This is a genomic window from Veillonella intestinalis, assembly GCF_943192895.1.
In the GTDB taxonomy this organism is placed as follows: Bacteria; Bacillota; Negativicutes; order Veillonellales; family Veillonellaceae; genus Veillonella_A; species Veillonella_A intestinalis.
Window position 1 is genome coordinate 242,513 of the sequence record NZ_CALPCB010000001.1, and the last position, 18,592, is coordinate 261,104.

The following is an 18,592-nucleotide window of genomic DNA, read 5'->3' on the forward strand; positions in this document are numbered from 1 at the left end:
TGGAATGGAGGCGCTATGAATAAACAACGTGTTGTCTGGCTTCATGAGCAACTACCAACTTGGGAAGAAAAGGGGTGGATTACCAAAGAACATGCCGCTCAAATGAAAGTGTTCTACGGTACCATTGAAACTAAAAAAGGGCCTTCATGGCGTCGCTTGTTGGTATTATTGCTAGGTTTATTATTAATTAGTTTAGGTTTATTTTTATTATTTGCCGGCTATTGGTATAGCTTTTCGCCGGCTGGTCGTATGGATTGGTGTATAGCCCTTTTATTAGTAGCTGTCATTGCCCTCGGTCTTGGCGTGTGGAAAGCACCGCGCAGTAGCTTATATGCCGAAGGGGTGGGGCTTTTTTATACATTAGCCTTACTGTTATCTACGTGGCTTATGGGGGATACGTATTATACAGGCGAAGGGCTTGGATTTTACGCTCTTTTGTGTATGGTCTTAATATTGCCCGTGGTGTATTTGTTGGGCTCTCATTTTACTATGATGGCCTATTTGCTTATCGGCTTGGCTTGGAGTGTATCTGCTCATGATGTGACCATTTGGGGCGAACCTATTTGGCTGTGGCTGTTATTAGCTGCGGGAAGTCCGTTTTTTGCAGAGCAATTACGTAAACAAAGTCAGTCATATTTATCGTTATTATGGCTCTCTTGGGTATATGTAGGCGCTATTTTTGGTGCTATTTTCTTCACCATTAATTCCTATCAGTTATCTTTAGGTCTATTCTTTGTGGCGGCTTTATCAGCAGCTACTTATGCTCTAGGAAGTTTATCGCGTGAACAGGGAATTTGGTCACTCCCATTCCGTGGCGTAGGTGTGTTAGGTCTCATGTATGTTGTTGTATATGGCACCTTCCTTCAGACTTGGCAAGATGAAGCTGTGGCGAACATAAATTGGCTCAGTATTGTACTAGCTGTGTTAGCCTTAGCTTTAGTGCTAGGGTCACTAAATGCATTGTGGCAAAAACGACAGGGCCCTGAGATGCTAATTGTTCTATGCCCTATCGTAGTTGGTATACTTATGGGGCTAGCTCATGCGGGCATAACACCGTTGACAGTTTCTATTATTTTTAATTTATATGTTATTTGTTTGGCGATAGTATTATTATGGCAAGGCACTATGTCTAAACGAGTAGCATTAGTAAATGGTTGTATTTTTACCTTCCTTGCGATGATTGGCGCTCGCTTCTTTGATCCTGCGTTTACCTTTGTAGAGCGTGGTTTCACCTTCATTGTAGTAGGTAGTGCTATTTTTGTAGTAAATCTATTTTATATGTGGCGAAAACAAGCTCAGCAGGTACAAATTAATTCATCCGTAGCAAAAGCGAATCGTCGCGTACGGCGGTCGAGTCAAATGAATGACGATGAACCTGAAATACAGGATAGTCAGTTAGTACAGGACAATAAGATAACTCCCAATGAGCAATTCGGTACTACCAGTGAGGAAAACCGAATAGCTACAGATTCCGTAGGTCGAAAGGAGGGGGCTAACGATGCTGAATAAAGTGTATGTAAAATGGTTGCTTTTCTTAGTGGTAGCCATTGTGACCTTAGTATCGCCCTTCTTTATTCAACAGAGGTCTACTTCGCTGTTACAAGGCGGTGGAGAATATCAGTGGCCAGTGTCCTTGTCACGAACGGCTAGTTGGATACCTTCTGATTATTTAGAGGTGAAGTTTTTAGGAAGCCGAGCTCCTTGGCAAGGGACAACTTTGCCGGCGGTGAATCAAGAAGTATATGTGTGGGTGATACCTAAGGCTAATGGGATTTTAGAAGTGAAAGGCGTAGCGGATACAAAGCCAACTTCTGGGGATTATATTTTAGCCCGCGTTACCAAAATTGATGGCACTGATGTAGAATTTCAACTATTATTTAATCGGGTCACATTAGACTTAAATAAAGTGAATCCTCAATTTTATACTACGTACAAGGGAACCTTATTGGCGACTTTAAAAATTAAAGATGGCTATGGTATTGTAACTGGCGTTTATTCACGGGGCGTGGCCTTAGAGATGGCAACGCCAGAAAGTGAAGCGCAACAAGAGTTGGATAGTCGTACGCCTGTTGAACAGATTGGTGAACCCGCTGCTAGTGGTGTAATGGTGACGGTCGGTGAATAAAGACTGGCTCAAGACCTACTTTTAGGTATATAATAAAAGGCAAATAAAATTCGTAGAGTATAGGAGTGGGGTCATGGATGTAAGTCATGGGCAAGTAGATGTACAACAGTTGGCTGATTTATTTAAAGTATTAGGTGATCCAACACGGATACGCATTGTGCAACAGCTATTGAATAAGGAAATGTGTGTTACCGATATAGCAGAGGCTATGGGGATGGGGCAATCAGCCATTTCTCATCAATTGCGTGTGTTGCGACAAGCTCGTTTAGTTACATTTCGCAAAGAAGGCAAGACTGCTTTATATAGTTTAAATGATGAGCATGTGGTTGTACTATTAAGTCAAGGTATTGAACACGTTTCACATCAATAAGGACAATTGTATATACGAGATAAACCGCCTAGGTAGGCGGTTTTCTTTTAGTCCGTGACAATGGTATAATAAATTGTCAACATAGTTTAACAATGAGGATTTTTATGAAATATACAATTTTTTCTACAGACATAACGAATCCATTGGCCGTATGGCAACACTTTGATGGAAGTGAGCGTGTTTACTGGCATGACACGCAAGTAAATCGTGTTATTGTAGCCGCTGAACGAGTGAGAGCTATTACGGAAGCCGAATTAGCTGATTATCCTTGGGCGTGGTATAGCCAAAGTTTTTTTGACACGATTAACGATGATAGTTGGCAAGGCATGGGCAATGAATTAGTAGTGTTTAAGCACTACTATGTAAAAGAAGAAGGAAAAGCGTATTGGGTAACGATTAATAGTGAAGCCCCAACTGTGAGCGAAAGTGCAATACCTCACGTACAGCATGCCTATGAAATGGTGACCACTGGTGATTATCCAGCGTGGGAGCAACTCTTTGAAGGCATTCAACAGGCTATTCATAGCGGTGAAGTTACCAAAGTAGTAGCTTCACGGAAAGTGGCCTTTCATAGTGAACGCCCCTTTGAAAGTACGTCGATTATTGGTAATTTAGTGGCTCAAAATCAAGGGGCCTTTATCTTTGCGTATGGGAAAGGGGAGGCTGTTTTTCTAGGTGCTTCGCCAGAAGTATTAGTTCGTAAGCGTGGTCAAGATTTTATGAGTTATGCTTTAGCAGGAACCCTCAAAAAAGACCATATTCAAGATGGTGGCGCTCGTCTATTGGAGGACCCAAAAAATTTGCGGGAACATCAAATTGTGATTGACCGTATTCGCCAAACCATGCTGTCCTTGTGTGATAAGGTTGATGTACAAGAAACGCATATTATGGAATTGCCTAATTTATATCATTTACGAACGTTATTATATGGGCATGATACTAAAGATTCTATATTAACTATGGCTAAAGCTTTACACCCTACGCCGGCTATGGGCGGAGAGCCTCGCGAGGCAGCCTTAGCGGTATTGAAAAAATATGAGCCTTATGAGCGTGGTTTATATGCTGCTCCTCTAGGTTGGGTCTGTGGTAATACGCCATTATTTCGTGAAGCGGGCGATGGTTTATTGATTGTAGGCATTCGTTCTGCCTTGATTCAGGGACAAGATTTATATGCCTATGCTGGTTGTGGTGTAGTTGCAGAATCTGACTGTGAAGCGGAATATACCGAAACAGCTACAAAATTGCAAACTATTTTAAACGCATTATGATATTGAGGTATGACTATGAATGAATATATAGCAGCTGCTGTCGATGAGTTATATCAGTTAGGGGCCCGTCATGTAGTCTTTAGCGGTGGCTCTAGGTCGACAACTATGGCAATGCTGTTTATGGCGCAAGGTCAATACAAAACATATATGAATATTGATGAACGTTCGGCAGGATTCTTTGCTTTAGGAATTGCTAAGCGGACTCAACAGCCTGTTGTTTTAGTATGCACCTCAGGTTCGGCGGGCGCTCATTATTATCCAGCGCTTATTGAGGCGTACTATAGTCGAGTGCCGTTAATTGTATTAACCGCTGATCGACCACCGGAGGCTCAGTTTATAGGGGCACCGCAAACAATGGATCAAATAAAGCTTTTTGGCTCTTATGTAAAGCATTTTGAAACTTTAAGTCCTTGTGAGGGCGATTTTATATATCCACGCCAAGTTATGGCTAGAGCCTACATGGCGGCTACAGATGTAGTGCCTGGGCCAGTTCATATTAATGTACCTTTGCGAGAACCTTTGGTGCCTTATACAGAAGCTACTTATTTTGAAAAAGGCCGTCAATCAAAACCGTTCCAAAAATTATTGGGACAAGGTCAACTTAGTATAGCTGAGGGTGAAACGTTGGCCGCGGAATTGCAAGGTAAGCGTGGTCTTATGCTTTGTGGCCCCCTTACTGGTCATGAAAGTTGGTCATTGGATTACCGGACAGCTTTATTAGCCTTAGCACAGCAGTTACAAACACCAATCTTAGCAGATCCCTTATCACCTATGCGGGCTGTCAGTGATGAACTACTTATAGATAGTTATGATGCTTTTTTGAGTAATCCTGATTGGCAAGAGGCGTTGAGACCAGATTATATTCTTCTATTTGGTCAAATTCCCGTTTCAAAGCGTTTACAACAATTTGTAAAACAGCAAACGCAAGCTGTATGTTACCAAATAGATTCTGGTGCAGCTTATCGTAATGGCGCATTGACTACGAATATCGTGATTCAGGTAGACCCTAAAGCCTGGGCAGAACAAATGGTAGTTAGCTTAACTAAGATGAAGGCTGGCGCTGACTTAGTGAATGATAATGGGCAAGAGCAGCCTATAACACAGGACGTAGCTGATTTTGTCAATCGCTGGCAACAGGCACAGCGCCTTATGCGCAAACAATTAAATAAGGTGGCTACAGAAGGTACTTTATTTGAAGGTCGCTTTGTCTATGAATTACAGCAAGTATTACCTAGTGGTACTAATGTGGTTGTTGCCAATAGTATGCCTATTCGTGATTTTGATTATTTTTGGTCGCAAGGTACAGACCAAATAAAAATTTATGGCAATCGTGGCATTAATGGTATTGATGGTGTAGAGTCCACTGCCTTAGGTGTAGGTGCTGCTTATGGAGAACCTACTGTATTGGTAACTGGCGATTTATCCTTTTTCCACGATATGAATGGTCTTGTGATGGGACAGACTGAGAAGCTCAATCTTTTAATCGTGCTATTTAACAATGATGGGGGCGGTATTTTTGAATATTTACCGCAAAAAGGGGTTCCTAATTTTGAATATTTATTTGGTACCCCCCAAGGCCTTACTTATAGTGCTTTAGCTGACTTGATGGGCGTTCAATATCAGGTGATTACTGATTATGAAACTTTCCCTCAAAGCGTACAAAAGGCGCTGGCAATAGGTGGTATCCATATATTAGAAGTAAAAACAAATCGTGAAGTCAGTCGTGAACTTCACAGAAAGTATACGGTAAGTGTGTATGAAAAATGAATTTGATACAGACGAAACACATGTGTATGACCAAGGTGAGCGGTCGGAGGTAGAAGCGGTTTTAGAAGCAGCCGATGATGTATATATCAATATTGATAATGTATCTTACCATGTTTCTTTACGGGGGGAAGGTATGCCATTGATTTGCTTACATGGTTTTGCTGAAGCTGGTGATACATGGGATAAACTGAATATTCCCGGTTTTCGTCTATATTGTGTTGATTTTCTAGGTCATGGTGTATCTGATCGTTCCAATGATCCTGTTATGTACCAATTAGATACAGTGTTACGTCATTTGTATACCTTGATTCATACGTTAGTAGGTCATGAATCCTATGGTATTTTGGGCTATTCAATGGGTGGTCGCATTGCCTTACAATATGCGGCTATGTATGAGCCTGAGCGATTGATGTTTTTGTTGCTGGAATCAGCTGCACCAGGAATTGAAGATATGCAAGTGCGTCAAGAACGGGCTATGGCAGATAAGGAATTGGCTAATAAAATAGAAACGCATTCCATTGAATGGTTTGAAGCCATGTGGTCACAACTGCCCATTTTTAAGACGCAACAAAAATTATCACCAGCGGTGCAACAGACTATAAAAGATCGGCGCTTAAGTAATACGCCTGAGGTACTCGCTCATACATTGCGTGGTATTGGTCAGGGTATGACGCTGTATGTAGGTAATCAAATTGCTGATTTAGAATTAGAAATTCTCTACGTGTCCGGTGAGTTAGATACTAAATATACGGACATAGGGCAGACCATTTTTGGAATTTGTGAAAATGTATCGCATGTTATTGTGCCAGATGTAGGTCACAATGTACATGTAGAGGCACCACAAGCATTTAATGAAATTGTAAATTTATTTTTATCTGATTATAATGACAAACGAATTAGTTAACGTTTATTAACTATGCCTATAGCGTTTCCCTCTAGGAGTGATAGTTGTAGTAGGCTATACATAATATACGTGCAAAATGATAAAGGTAATTATATATATTGTTTTGATTTAAAAGGAGGCTTATTATGAGCAAATTTGATTGGCAAGTATTAGATCGTGGTTATGAAGATGTAATTTATGAAACATATAATGGCATTGCTAAAATTACTATTAATCGTCCAGAGATTCGCAATGCATTCCGTCCTAAAACGGTGGTGGAATTAATTGATGCATTTACGATTGCTCGTGATGATACCGAAGTGGGTGTTATTATTTTGACCGGTGCTAACCATGGTGGCGATGTGAATAAAGAAGCATTCTGCTCTGGTGGTGACCAAAGTGTACGCGGTAATGGTGGTTATGTAGGTGAAGATCGCATTCCTCGTTTGAATGTTCTTGATTTACAACATTTGATTCGCATTACGCCAAAACCAGTTATTGCTATGGTTAATGGTTATGCTATTGGTGGGGGTCATGTGCTTCACATTGTATGTGATCTTTCTATCGCTTCTGAAAATGCTAAATTTGGTCAAACAGGTCCTCGAGTAGGTTCTTTTGACGCTGGCTATGGTGCTGGCTATTTAGCCCGCTTAGTAGGTCATAAAAAAGCGCGTGAAATTTGGTTCTTATGTCGCCAATATACAGCGCAAGAAGCCTTAGATATGGGTCTTGTTAATACAGTAGTTCCTTTTGAACAATTGGAAGAAGAAACGGTAAAATGGTGTGAAGAAATTCTTCAATTGTCCCCAATGGCACTTCGTTTCTTAAAGGCTTCCTTCAATGCTGATACAGATGGTTTAGCTGGGTTACAACAATTTGGTGGTGATGCTACGCTTATGTTCTACACTACTGATGAAGCTAAAGAAGGCCGTGATGCCTTTAAAGAAAAACGTAAACCTAATTTCAAACAATTCCCTAAATTCCCTTGATAGGAGGCCCTTAGTATATGCGATGGTTACGCGAGCGGGCGCAAGCAACACCAAACCAGCCCTTTCTTGATGGCTATACTTATAAAACGATTTATGAATGCACTGTATTGCAAGCGGGCTTTTTAGAGTCCGTCGTGCGTGACGATATGCGCTTAGGCCTTTGTAGTGAAAATTCTGTGGATATGGCCATAACTTTATTTGCTTTATGGTCTTTAGGAAAAGAAGTCTTTTTAGTTAATCCTCATTTGACGGTTGCTGAACAAGAAGAACAGGCACAAGCATTGGGAGTAAAATTGATTTTTGCCTCTCCAAGGGTGCAAGAAAAGGTAGAAGAAACCTGCAATGGTCGTTTTTGTCGGCCTCATCATAGCTTTGTTAATGAAGTGGCCTGGCGCACTTGGCCTAAGTTACCTCCTATGGATAAGGCGACACGGACTCGGTTAGTTCAATGCTTTGAAGGCCTTTTGGTACCGCCTTTAATGGATCAAGCCATAGCGGCGATTATGAATACTAGTGCTACAACAGGAACCGTTAAATCGGTGCCTTTACGGTGGGGGCAAATTGAAGCCCATGTGAAGGCATCGGCTCAAGTTTTAGGGGTAGATTCACAGGATAATTGGTTAACTGTGTTACCTATGTTTCATGTTTCGGGTTTATCTATTATTTTGCGCACTCTGTATAATGGTACGGCGGCTACGATTATGTCTTCTTTTGAGGAAGACCGTGTGGTAGAGGCAATTACTTCTGGTAAACTAACCATGGTTTCATTAGTGCCCACCGTGTTACAACGTATTGTAGATCGAATTACTACGCATGCGTTGCGCGTTGTTCTCTTAGGGGGCGAATTTATTCCTAATACTTTGGTAGATGTGTGTTTAGCTAAGCAGATGCCAATTTTTAAAACCTATGGCATGACAGAGACATTTGCCCAAAGTGCAACGGTTAATGTGTTGGCTAAGCCTGCCAAATGTGAAGCAGTAGGTAAACCGCTGCCGGGGGTTGTCATTGAAGTTCGTAATCCTGATGAAGCGGGGATTGGTGAGATTTGGTTGCAGTCACCTATGCTGATGACGGGCTATTTAGGGCAACCGCCTATTGTAGGTTTTTTCAATACGGATGACATGGGATATTTAGACGAAGATGGCTATTTATATATAGTCAATCGCCGACAAGATATTATTATTTCTGGTGGTGAAAATATTTATCCTAAAGAATTAGAAGACTGTTTATATCGTCTAGTGGGGATTACAGAATGTGCAGTAGTGCCTAAGACTGATGAACGGTGGGGGCAGGTTCCTATTTTGTATTACGCTGGCGAGGCGTCTGTGAAAGCGGTTAAAGAACATTTACTCAATCATTTAGGGCGTTATAAACAACCAAAAGCGATTTGTCGCTTAGCTAAATTACCACGCAATAATTCAGGTAAAATTATGCGTCGTACTTTAATGGAAGAAGCGGCAGATATGTAATCAGACAATAGGCAATAGGTAATAGGTAATAGGCAATAGGCAATAGCTAATAGTAAATCGCCAATCGCAATAGCTAACAGTCAGGTTCTTAGTATCTTGGTTATGTTATTGTTTTACTGTATTGCTGAAGGATTTATTATACAAAAGGAGGTGTGAGGGCATGGCGAAACTAGAAATTATAGGGACAGGTGGTAAAGACAATAAGGCAGTCACTCATAAGCCAGCAATTACTATAGCAACTATTAAGTTGTGGCATATTGCTTTGCCCTTGCGCTTTACTTTTAAAACAGCTCAAGGCACTGTAAAGACACGAGAAAGTTTAATTATTGAAGTGACTACGACTACAGGTTATACCAGCTATGGTGAAGTAGTGGCATTTACGGATCCCTTTTATACGGCAGAGACGTTGTCTAAGAGTAAACAAATACTGGAGACTACGTGGCTGCCGTTCTTCATTGGTAAAACTTTGCAGAGCCCCTGGGACTGTTATCATGTCTTGCCAATAGAGGCTAATGCTTTGCGTGTTCACTATCCTATGGCTTGGGCTGGTCTTGAAAATGCCTTGCTTCACGCCTATTATGGGGAACAAGGTTTGTCTACTATTGATGAATTAGTACCTGGTCATAAGAATGGAAATATAGCATCTGGTGTTGTTTTAGGAGATATGCCGATTAGTGAATTATTAACAGCAGTAGCCACTCATGAGGCACAGGGATGTGACCGAATTAAATTAAAATTGACACCTCGTGATGCGGTTTTACGGGTGCAAACTGTTCGTGAAGCCTTTCCCCAGATTATATTAGCTGGCGATGCTAATTGCAGTTTTTCTCTTGAACAAGTGGATGATATAATAGCCTTAAATGCCTATAATTTACGCTCCTTAGAAGAGCCGTTTCAGATACCAAAAGGCGAGACGGGGGTTACAGTGTATGCTTCGTTGCCTCAAAGTTTGCGTAAGGCTATTCAAAGTCCTATATGCTTTGATGAAAGTGTACAATCACTTCGAGAGTTGCAAGCTATGTATGAAACGGGTTGGCTAGATCTGTTGAACATTAAAATTGGTCGTTTAGGTGGTTTACGTGAAACACTGCGTTGCTTAGCATATTGTCGTGAAAAGCAGATTGGCTATTGGATTGGTAGCATGGTGGAAAGTGGTATTTCAAAATATATGCATGTACAATTGGCAGCCTTAGCAGATACCTGGATGGCCGGCGATTTGTCTGACATGAACCGTTATTTTGAACGAGATATTATTACAACACCGATTCAATTTCAAAAAGGCTATATGCCTGTTGATTTTGAAGCGGGTTTAGGAACGGCGATTGATACAAAGCAGTTGAAGGCGTACGCATTAGATTGTCAAGAATTTTGTTAGCTGTATTAGTTTGCTCGTGAAATGAGAGCTAAGGCTAAGATAAAGATAAATATAGATGTAAATATAAATATAAATATAAATGTAAGGATAAAATAATGAATTTAGTTGATCAGTTACAGATACAATATGTGAATATGACCGATACAGGCTTTGAAAGTGCTATGCAGTTATCTACTTTTCATGCACAACCTTTTGGTTACCTAAATGGTGGTGCTACCATCGCTTTTTGTGAAGCGATTGCTGGTATGGCTAGTAATCATATGGGGGAAGGTATGTATGTTGGGGTAGGTCAGACTGTTACAGCCCAGCACTTACAGGCTATGAAAGCTGAGGGTGTATTAAAAGCTAAAGGAACCTTGTTACATAATGGCAAGCGAAATCATGTATGGGAGATTAAGTTGACGAATGAACAAGATGAACTTATTTCTCAGGTAACCGTTGTGAATGCATTGATTCGTATGGAAAAATAGGCTTGTGGCATTTATTAGTGTAATAAAAGATTAAGTAATGATAGAAAAGACTAAATAGTTTGTTAGTACAGCAAAATAAGTATAGGAGTTTAGTTTGTATGTTAGAACGTAAGACATTTAGCCTAGTGGTGCTAGTTGGAATTTTGGCAGGGATAGTAGGGATAGTATTTACGAACCTCTTACATGTCATTCAACATGCTATGTATAACTATAGCAGTGCTGATGGCTATAGCTTTGGTATGGGTGTAGCTCAAGTGAGTGGTGAGCATCGACTGTGGGCACTGTTAGCCTGTGGCCTTGTAGGTGGTGTAGGTTGGGTATTGATTCATCGCTATGGTGGAAAATTAGTAGATGTTAAGGATGCTGTCAAAGATGTGACAAAGGAAATGCCACCAATCACTACTTTGTTGCATGCTACTTTGCAGATTATCACTGTAGGGATGGGTTCACCGCTTGGACGAGAAGTGGCGCCTCGAGAAGCGACTTCGGCCTTGATTACCTGGGTTATGCGGTATGTAGAGGTAACTAAAGAGAATAAAGCCTTATTAATAGCTTGTGCTTCTGGGGCTGGTTTGGCGGCAGTGTATAATTCGCCTGTATCAGCTACTATTTTCGTGTTAGAAACACTATTATTAACTTGGAATATGCGAGCATTAAGCTCAGCTTTTGTTGCTTGTGGGGTGGCTACATTTATCGTTCGTTTAGGTTTAGGTGATACGATTCAGTACGATATGCCACAGCCGGCTATAGTGGGTGCTTTTGCTGAATTTGCTGTTGTATTAGGGATTATTATTGGTCTTACGGTTGTTTTTTTTGATAAATCACAGGCTAAATTACCTAAATTTGATTGTAAAAGCCCTAAGATGATTGCTTTGGCAGTAGTAGCTTTTGGTTTAGTTGGTGTAATGGCTATGTATTTTCCTGCTATTTTAGGCAATGGTAAGCCAGGCAATCAGTTAACTTTTGCTGAATTAGTTAGTTGGGAATATGCGTTAGGTTTATTTGCTACTAAGTGGGTTGCCGTATTATTGGCTTTGGTAGCAGGCGCCTATGGTGGTAAAATCACACCATCCATGATGTTAGGAAGTACATTAGCATTAGCATTAGCGGTAGCCTGGAGTGCTATGGTTGGCCCTATTTCCATTGGTTTAGCTGCTTTTTTAGGGGCTGTTGTATTTCTTGGCCTGGCACAAAAAATGCCACTTACATCAGCGGTATTTATGCTTGAATTATCACGTTTTTCTGTGGAACTATTATTCCCGATTGCCTTAGCTATGGGGATGGGGATGTTGACACAGCAGTGGTTTAAAGAAAAAGTGTAGGGAGGTTTAGCTATGCAGGTTAAAGGCTTAGATCATTTAGTTATTACAACGCAAGATTTAGCTAAGTGTTTACATTTTTATGTAGATATACTGGGGATGACTGTTCAAGAAAGTAAAGGGCGTTATGCTTTGCACTTTGGGAGTCAAAAGTTTAATATTCATACGAAAAAAAGCAGAATTTTTACCAGCTGCGCAATATCCAACTTATGGAAGTTTAGATTTGTGCTTAGTTGTGGAAGGGCCTATTGAAGCAGTAGTTAATGATATTACTACTAAAGGATATCCAATTGAATTAGGTCCTGTAGACCGGAATGGTGCTTTAGGACCGATGAAAAGCGTTTATTTGCGCGATGGGGATGGGAATTTAGTGGAATTGTGTTGTTATGAGGGCGTGAAATAAAAAATAGTAGGGGATAAGCTAATTAGTTGTAGCTTATTCAGGAGAGTTGTTTATTTAAAAATAAATTTAAATTTTACTTTGCAATGAGGTTCGTAAGCGAATAAGAAAAAACTAAAAATTTTCAAAAAAAGTACTTGCACACATTTTTTACTTGTGATAAAATAACTTTGTTGTTGCGAAAGAGTAAATAACAAGCACGACGAAAAGAATAGTATTTCTTTTAAATCGGGGCATAGCGCAGTTTGGTAGCGCACCTGGCTTGGGACCAGGGGGTCGCAGGTTCGAATCCTGCTGCTCCGACCATTTTTTTATTGCGGGTGTAGCTCAATGGTAGAGCCCCAGCCTTCCAAGCTGGTCGCGAGGGTTCGATTCCCTTCACCCGCTCCATTTTTTTATGTGGAATTTTTTCTGTATATTATGCTGAAATTATAGTAATTCAAACTGACTTGAATTGCATTTTTTATAATGGTTAGTGTATAATATATACGGTGAAAAATTCTTTTTTTAATTTCATATGGTCCAGTAGCTCAGTTGGATAGAGCAACGGCCTTCTAAGCCGTGGGTCGGGAGTTCGAATCTCTCCTGGATCACCACAGTAAATAAGCGGATAGTTCGAGTTGAGCTATTCGCTATTTTTGTAATTTTCGGTAATTTTTTCGGTGATTTTTTTGTATTTCCATCTCCATGATATCTTCATAACTATATCGTAAAATATAGATATAGTTAATTAAGGGAGGAACAATATATGAAAATGACTAATGCTTTAAAACGTAGCCTTATGGCGGCAGGATTATTGGCAGTTGTGGCAACTCCGTTATTGAATGATACAGCTAAGGCTGCAGATAATACTAAACCAAATGAAAATGCAAATATTAATGCAAAATATAATGCAAATTATAATTCTGGCAATGATAAGAAGAATTTAGAATGGCAGGCAAAAGCTATTGAACAGCTATTGCGTGGGAATTTAGATTCTATTAATGAGCAGCTTAATGAGCGCTTGCAACAACAAAATGATAAAGCAGATAAGAAACAGCAAGCTCAAGTTCAGAAGCAAGAGGCTAATGGAAAATTGCCAATGACTTTAACATCACGAGCAAATTTACCAGCATCATATGACAAACAGTATATTCAAAATAACTTTACTGACTTATCAAAGTATGTACTTGATACAGGTTTCGTAAATTCTGATTTTAGATTATATGTACAACCAATTCGAGTAAATAAAGATGTGTTAGAATTAGTTAGTTATGGCTTCTTAACGGATAATACGCCAGATATGTTTGCCCGTTATATGGCATATGACTTAAAAACTGATACTGTATATTACAGTAAATACCGTTTAAATTATGATGCTAATACATTGAAAACAACGGAAGTGGAAACATTTGATTCTGTAGAAACTGAATCATTACCAGCTGTTCATGATGAAATGATTGAATTAGCAAAACAAGTAGGCTACTAATAGATTGAAGTAGATTCTATTAAGTAGTTTCAATATAAAAACCCTCAAGTGTGAGAGAAATACATCACATTTGAGGGCTTTTTTGCATATTTTATATATTTGTAAAAAAGGAATTTATATAGGTTAATGGAGAATAGTATAATATAAAATTTGTAATATAACATAGAATTGTAATATTCATAAAATTTGTACAGGTAGTGATTGCTATGAGAGAGTGTGATGACTATGGTGTTACTAAAAAGTGAGCAACCAACATTTCATCAAGTAAAGCTAACAGAAATTAAGAGGGATCTCTTTTATATTATGAAAGTAGATTCAGAGGATACGATTGCTGTTGAATGTATTGAAGACTTTAATCCGCAGAATATAGAATCATATATTCATTATTATATTGATGAGGCTCAACTTAGTATTCAAGAGTTAGCATCTATCAAAGGTAGTGCGGATAAAGTAGTGGCGGTTTATATGGATACCAATACTATGGACACACATCCTTCATCTGCGGAATTATATCATCTGAAGCACAATCCGATTATTTCCAAATTAATTAAACGAGATGTGCAGGGCATAGCTTTTTTGTGCTGTATTGATACGAAGACACATGTATTAAAGGGGATGACTAAAGCGGTGAAACGAGATTTATTACTAGCTTTGGAGAAAACCTTTGAGCATCAGCGGGCACTGCACATTATAGAGGGATATACTGTACGGCGTTTCACAGGGATTAGTGGTGAGCGAGAGACGATTTTTTCAGAAGCTATTAAAACATTTTTAGGGGACGATGAAAAATTTACCAGTATTTATAAGCATCGCAATGAAGATACGAGTGAAGATACATATTATCGGAGTCAGAGTGAACAATATTTTATTGCTTGTCATCAAGAGCCTGTAACACCACGGTTAGGTGTTGCTATCTTTAAACAAGCTGAAACGGTACTGCGCAGTATTGATAAAAAAGCACAAAATAAATTAGAGTACACGGAAGCACTACAGATTTTAAATGGTCGATTGGTTAATATTCGAGCCGCCACAGTACGCATGTTAGAGGATGTAGTAAAACTCTATTTAGAAGAACGAGGATATGAATATAGGAAAATAGGGGACACTAATTCACAAGTGAGACATGTACAACCGGGGGCTGTAGTAGGGGGAAATCAAGAGGATATAAAGGAAGTGTGGCTGGCACCTCGCTTTGGAGAACGCGATTGTATATATGTAGGTCCTTATAAGGACGGTTATTATGCAAGTGTAGAGTTAGTTGATCATACTTGGCTGTTTATAGATTGTGTAGTCACTAAAAAAGACGTACAACTTGCTGTATACGAAGAGGTGATGTATAAGTTATATGATATGACGGAATCAGTGAATAAGTAGTAGATAATATATATCACATAATGTCAAAAAAACGACTATTTTATATTAGATGGCAAATAATATAATTTTTAATATTATCAGAATAATTTATTAAACTATTAAAAAATTGAAAATAGTGGTTTATTTATTTGACTATGTATAGACTTTAGTACAGTAAAATGGACTTAAGGTATCAAGATTTATTCTGATATAGATTATACATAGTGAATTGCTATTAATGTTTTGTAGTAAAGGAAGGATTTTTAATGTAAGTAGTTTATAATTAAGGGTGATGATTATGAAAAAGTATTCAATGGAACATGTGATGAGGTTTGTTATTTTTAGTATTTTAGGTATTATTATATTTTTCATACCCGTAACTATCGGTGGAAAATCAACAATTCCTCTAGATCACGTAGTTTCCTATATTTTAAAAATCCCATATTTTCAGGAAGTATATGGCGGGCTTTTAGTTGTTATTGGAGCCTTATTGCCCTTTATTACTAGAACGTGGAACAAAAATACAACGACTACAATTTTTTCTGTTTTAAATATTTTGGCCATTCCTTTTGTATATATGGCACTGATGAAAACAGGCCCAGAATTCTTGATGAATAAAGACACGATTCCTTTTATTTACTCTAAAATTGTAGTGCCTGTAATTACAATTGTGCCGATTGGGGCAGCCTTTTTGGCCTTATTAATTAACTATGGTCTTATGGAATTTGTTGGTGTATTTATGCGGCCAATTATGCGCCCTCTTTGGAAAACACCTGGTCGTTCAGCCATTGATGCGGTGGCCTCTTTCGTTGGTAGTTATTCTGTAGCCTTATTAATTACGAATCGTGTATATAAAGAAGGTAAATATACCGCAAAAGAAGCAGTTATTATTGCTACTGGATTCTCCACGGTATCAGCTACGTTTATGATTATCGTTGCTAAAACTCTTAATTTATTAGATGTATGGAACTTATATTTCTGGGCAACGGTTATTGTTACTTTCTTAGTAACCGCAGTGACTGCACGTATTTATCCAATCAGTCGCAAAGCTGATGAATACTATCAAGGTGTGCAAGGCAATGTCGAAAAGACAGTAGTTCAAGATAAATTTAAAGTAGCTTTTGAAGAGGCTATGGAAACAGCGGCTCAAGCAGATGGTATTATTGTAGGTACATATCACCATTTACGTGATGGTTTAAATTTGGCCCTCAAAATTGCTCCGTCCTTGATGGCTATTGGCGTGCTTGGCATTGTTATTGCTAACCACACGCCGGTATTTAATGTACTCGCTTATCTCTTATATCCATTTACATTTGTTACGGGCTTTGAAGAGCCATTCCTTGTAGCGAAAGCGTTATCTTTGGGGATTGCTGAAATGTTCTTACCAGCTGTGTTAGTTACTCATTTAAGCTTTGAAGCGCGCATGTTAGTTGCTATTACTTGTGTTTCCGAAGTATTGTTCTTCTCTGCTTCGATTCCATGTATGATGGCTACTGAGATTCCAATTAAATTAAGTGATTACTTTATCATTTGGTTCGAACGTGTAGCTTTATCAGTTTTAATTTCTGTGCCTGTTATTTATGCAGTGAAATTACTTATGTAGTAAAGGTACGTATGTAGTTAAAAGTACGTAGATAGTTAAAGGTACTTAGATAATGAAAGTGCTTAGATAGTAAAAGTATTTTGAAATAAATATTAAAAACCGCCTTATAGTTGTTTTACACAACTATAAGGCGGTTTTCTTATGGGTAATTAATATCTAACTTACCTTAGTCATTTAATTTTGAAAAGTCAACGGTAATACCTAGAGCTTTGGCAATACCTTCACCATAAGCAGGATCACATTGATAGCAATGTTTAGCATGACGTTCTTTAATGAAATCAGGTACACCATCCATAGCTCGTGCTGTATTTTCAAAGAGCGCTTGTTGCTGCTCTGGTTTCATAAGTCGGAATAACTTGCCTGGTTGGGTGAAGAAATCAGAATCATCTTCGTAGAAATCATATTGGTAGGCCGGACCAGTTACATCAAGGGCGGGCTCTTTAAATTCTGGCTGATTAGCCCATTCGCCATAGCTATTTGGCGCATAACCAATAGTGCTACCATGGTTACCATCTACACGGCCAAGGCCATCACGATGATACATATTAACAGGACATTTAGCCGCGTTAACAGGGATTTGGTGATAGTTAGTGCCTAAGCGGTAACGCTGTGCATCAGCATAGGAGAATAAACGACCTTGCAACATTCTATCTGGCGAGAAACTGATACCTGGTACGATTGTAGACGGTGCGAAAGCTGCTTGTTCTACATCTTGGAAATAATTTTCTGGATTGCGATTCAACTCCATTACGCCCACTTCGATTAGAGGGAACTCATCATGGTACCAAACTTTGGTTAAATCAAATGGATTGTAAGGCATCTGTTTCGCTTGTTCTTCAGTCATGACTTGAATGAACAATTTCCATTTTGGAAAATCGCCATTTTCAATGGCATCAAATAAATCACGTTGATGACTTTCGCGATCGTTGGCTACTAGATTGGCTGCTTCTTGGTCGGTTAAGTTTTCAATACCTTGTTGGCAAACCCAATGGAATTTTACCCAAACCCGTTCGTCCTTAGCATTAATTAAACTGTAAGTGTGGCTACCAAAACCGTGCATATGGCGATAGGAAGATGGAATACCACGGTCACTCATTACGATGGTGACTTGATGAATGGCTTCGGGAAGGCTGGTCCAGAAATCCCAGTTAGCGGTAGCATCGCGTAAGTTAGTTTTAGGATTGCGTTTTACAGCACGGTTTAAATCAGGGAATTGTAATGGATCGCGAATAAAGAATACGGGTGTATTGTTGCCAACTAAATCCCAGTTACCTTCTTCGGTGTAGAATTTAACAGCAAAACCACGAATGTCTCGCTCTGCATCGGCAGCGCCACGTTCACCGGCTACTGTGGAGAAGCGAACAAATAAATCAGTTTTTTTGCCAACTTCTGAGAAGATATTAGCTTTTGTGTATCGGGTAATGTCGTTTGTTACAGTAAAGGTGCCGAAAGCACCAGAGCCTTTGGCGTGCATGCGACGTTCAGGAATTACTTCACGAGCAAAGTGGCCTAATTTTTCCATGAGCCACACATCTTGCATCAAAACGGGACCACGCTTACCGGCAGTCATGCTATTATTGTTGTCCGGCACGGGCGCACCAAAAGCAGTGGTTAATTTCTTTTTGTCACTCATTTTGTCTGTCCTCCTTAGTACTTACTAGTTTATTAATGTCTAAGTAATGGATAATTATTATCCGTTGTTAATAATATTATAGCATTAATATTTTCGATGT

Annotated in this window: 17 protein-coding genes and 3 tRNA genes; 19 read left to right on the forward strand and 1 reads right to left on the reverse strand. The window is 39.2% G+C overall.

Annotation, left to right across the window (positions count from 1 at the left end):
• The first annotated feature begins 15 nt into the window (after positions 1 to 15).
• The 19 genes from NFR27_RS01130 (at position 16) to NFR27_RS01220 (ending at position 16,859) form a co-directional block, all read left to right on the forward strand.
• Positions 16 to 1,509 (forward strand): DUF2157 domain-containing protein, encoded by a 1,494-nt coding sequence (locus NFR27_RS01130; RefSeq protein WP_251441599.1) that lies wholly within the window; start codon positions 16 to 18, stop codon positions 1,507 to 1,509.
• Entirely contained in the window at positions 1,499 to 2,125 is a 627-nt protein-coding gene (locus tag NFR27_RS01135; RefSeq protein ID WP_251441600.1) for a hypothetical protein, read from the forward strand. Before NFR27_RS01130 ends, NFR27_RS01135 begins: the two co-directional genes overlap by 11 nt.
• Before the next feature lie 73 nt (positions 2,126 to 2,198).
• On the forward strand, positions 2,199 to 2,495 hold the full coding sequence (locus NFR27_RS01140; RefSeq protein ID WP_251441601.1) for an ArsR/SmtB family transcription factor: 297 nt from the start codon (positions 2,199 to 2,201) through the stop codon (positions 2,493 to 2,495).
• A gap of 104 nt (positions 2,496 to 2,599) precedes the next feature.
• On the forward strand, positions 2,600 to 3,763 hold the full coding sequence (locus tag NFR27_RS01145; RefSeq protein WP_251453874.1) for an isochorismate synthase: 1,164 nt from the start codon (positions 2,600 to 2,602) through the stop codon (positions 3,761 to 3,763).
• Positions 3,764 to 3,778: 15 nt separating this feature from the next.
• Positions 3,779 to 5,530, forward strand: coding sequence for a 2-succinyl-5-enolpyruvyl-6-hydroxy-3-cyclohexene-1-carboxylic-acid synthase (gene menD, locus NFR27_RS01150; RefSeq protein WP_251441603.1), 1,752 nt, complete (start codon positions 3,779 to 3,781; stop codon positions 5,528 to 5,530).
• On the forward strand, positions 5,520 to 6,434 hold the full coding sequence (gene menH, locus NFR27_RS01155; RefSeq protein WP_251441604.1) for a 2-succinyl-6-hydroxy-2,4-cyclohexadiene-1-carboxylate synthase: 915 nt from the start codon (positions 5,520 to 5,522) through the stop codon (positions 6,432 to 6,434). The genes menD and menH overlap by 11 nt, the downstream gene beginning before the upstream one ends.
• 125 nt (positions 6,435 to 6,559) lie before the next feature.
• A complete protein-coding gene (gene menB, locus NFR27_RS01160) occupies positions 6,560 to 7,402 on the forward strand; it encodes a 1,4-dihydroxy-2-naphthoyl-CoA synthase (RefSeq protein ID WP_251441605.1) in 843 nt (280 codons plus the stop codon).
• A 17-nt stretch (positions 7,403 to 7,419) separates the two neighbouring features.
• Positions 7,420 to 8,871, forward strand: a complete 1,452-nt coding sequence (gene menE, locus NFR27_RS01165; RefSeq protein WP_251441606.1) for an o-succinylbenzoate--CoA ligase — start codon at positions 7,420 to 7,422, stop codon at positions 8,869 to 8,871.
• A gap of 160 nt (positions 8,872 to 9,031) precedes the next feature.
• Positions 9,032 to 10,246, forward strand: coding sequence for an o-succinylbenzoate synthase (menC, locus tag NFR27_RS01170; protein WP_251441607.1), 1,215 nt, complete (start codon positions 9,032 to 9,034; stop codon positions 10,244 to 10,246).
• Between the two features lie 95 nt (positions 10,247 to 10,341).
• Positions 10,342 to 10,716, forward strand: coding sequence for a PaaI family thioesterase (locus tag NFR27_RS01175; RefSeq protein ID WP_251441608.1), 375 nt, complete (start codon positions 10,342 to 10,344; stop codon positions 10,714 to 10,716).
• Positions 10,717 to 10,814: 98 nt separating this feature from the next.
• Positions 10,815 to 12,038 (forward strand): chloride channel protein, encoded by a 1,224-nt coding sequence (locus tag NFR27_RS01180; RefSeq protein ID WP_251441609.1) that lies wholly within the window; start codon positions 10,815 to 10,817, stop codon positions 12,036 to 12,038.
• Positions 12,039 to 12,050: 12 nt separating this feature from the next.
• Entirely contained in the window at positions 12,051 to 12,287 is a 237-nt protein-coding gene (locus NFR27_RS01185; RefSeq protein WP_251441610.1) for a VOC family protein, read from the forward strand.
• Entirely contained in the window at positions 12,175 to 12,438 is a 264-nt protein-coding gene (locus NFR27_RS01190; protein ID WP_251441677.1) for a VOC family protein, read from the forward strand. The genes NFR27_RS01185 and NFR27_RS01190 overlap by 113 nt, the downstream gene beginning before the upstream one ends.
• A 226-nt stretch (positions 12,439 to 12,664) precedes the next feature.
• Positions 12,665 to 12,741, forward strand: a tRNA-Pro gene (locus tag NFR27_RS01195).
• A gap of 10 nt (positions 12,742 to 12,751) precedes the next feature.
• Positions 12,752 to 12,825, forward strand: a tRNA-Gly gene (locus NFR27_RS01200).
• A gap of 129 nt (positions 12,826 to 12,954) precedes the next feature.
• Positions 12,955 to 13,031: transfer RNA gene (locus NFR27_RS01205), tRNA-Arg, on the forward strand.
• Between the two features lie 152 nt (positions 13,032 to 13,183).
• Complete coding sequence (locus NFR27_RS01210; RefSeq protein ID WP_251441611.1) at positions 13,184 to 13,903, forward strand: hypothetical protein; 720 nt, start codon at positions 13,184 to 13,186, stop codon at positions 13,901 to 13,903.
• Positions 13,904 to 14,206: 303 nt separating this feature from the next.
• Positions 14,207 to 15,277 (forward strand): hypothetical protein, encoded by a 1,071-nt coding sequence (locus NFR27_RS01215; protein WP_251441612.1) that lies wholly within the window; start codon positions 14,207 to 14,209, stop codon positions 15,275 to 15,277.
• Positions 15,278 to 15,554: 277 nt separating this feature from the next.
• A complete protein-coding gene (locus NFR27_RS01220; protein ID WP_251441614.1) occupies positions 15,555 to 16,859 on the forward strand; it encodes a YjiH family protein in 1,305 nt (434 codons plus the stop codon).
• A gap of 166 nt (positions 16,860 to 17,025) precedes the next feature.
• Here NFR27_RS01220 and NFR27_RS01225 read toward each other — a convergent pair whose 3' ends face one another.
• Complete coding sequence (locus NFR27_RS01225; RefSeq protein ID WP_251441616.1) at positions 17,026 to 18,492, reverse strand: catalase; 1,467 nt, start codon at positions 18,490 to 18,492, stop codon at positions 17,026 to 17,028.
• Between the last annotated feature and the right edge of the window lie 100 nt (positions 18,493 to 18,592).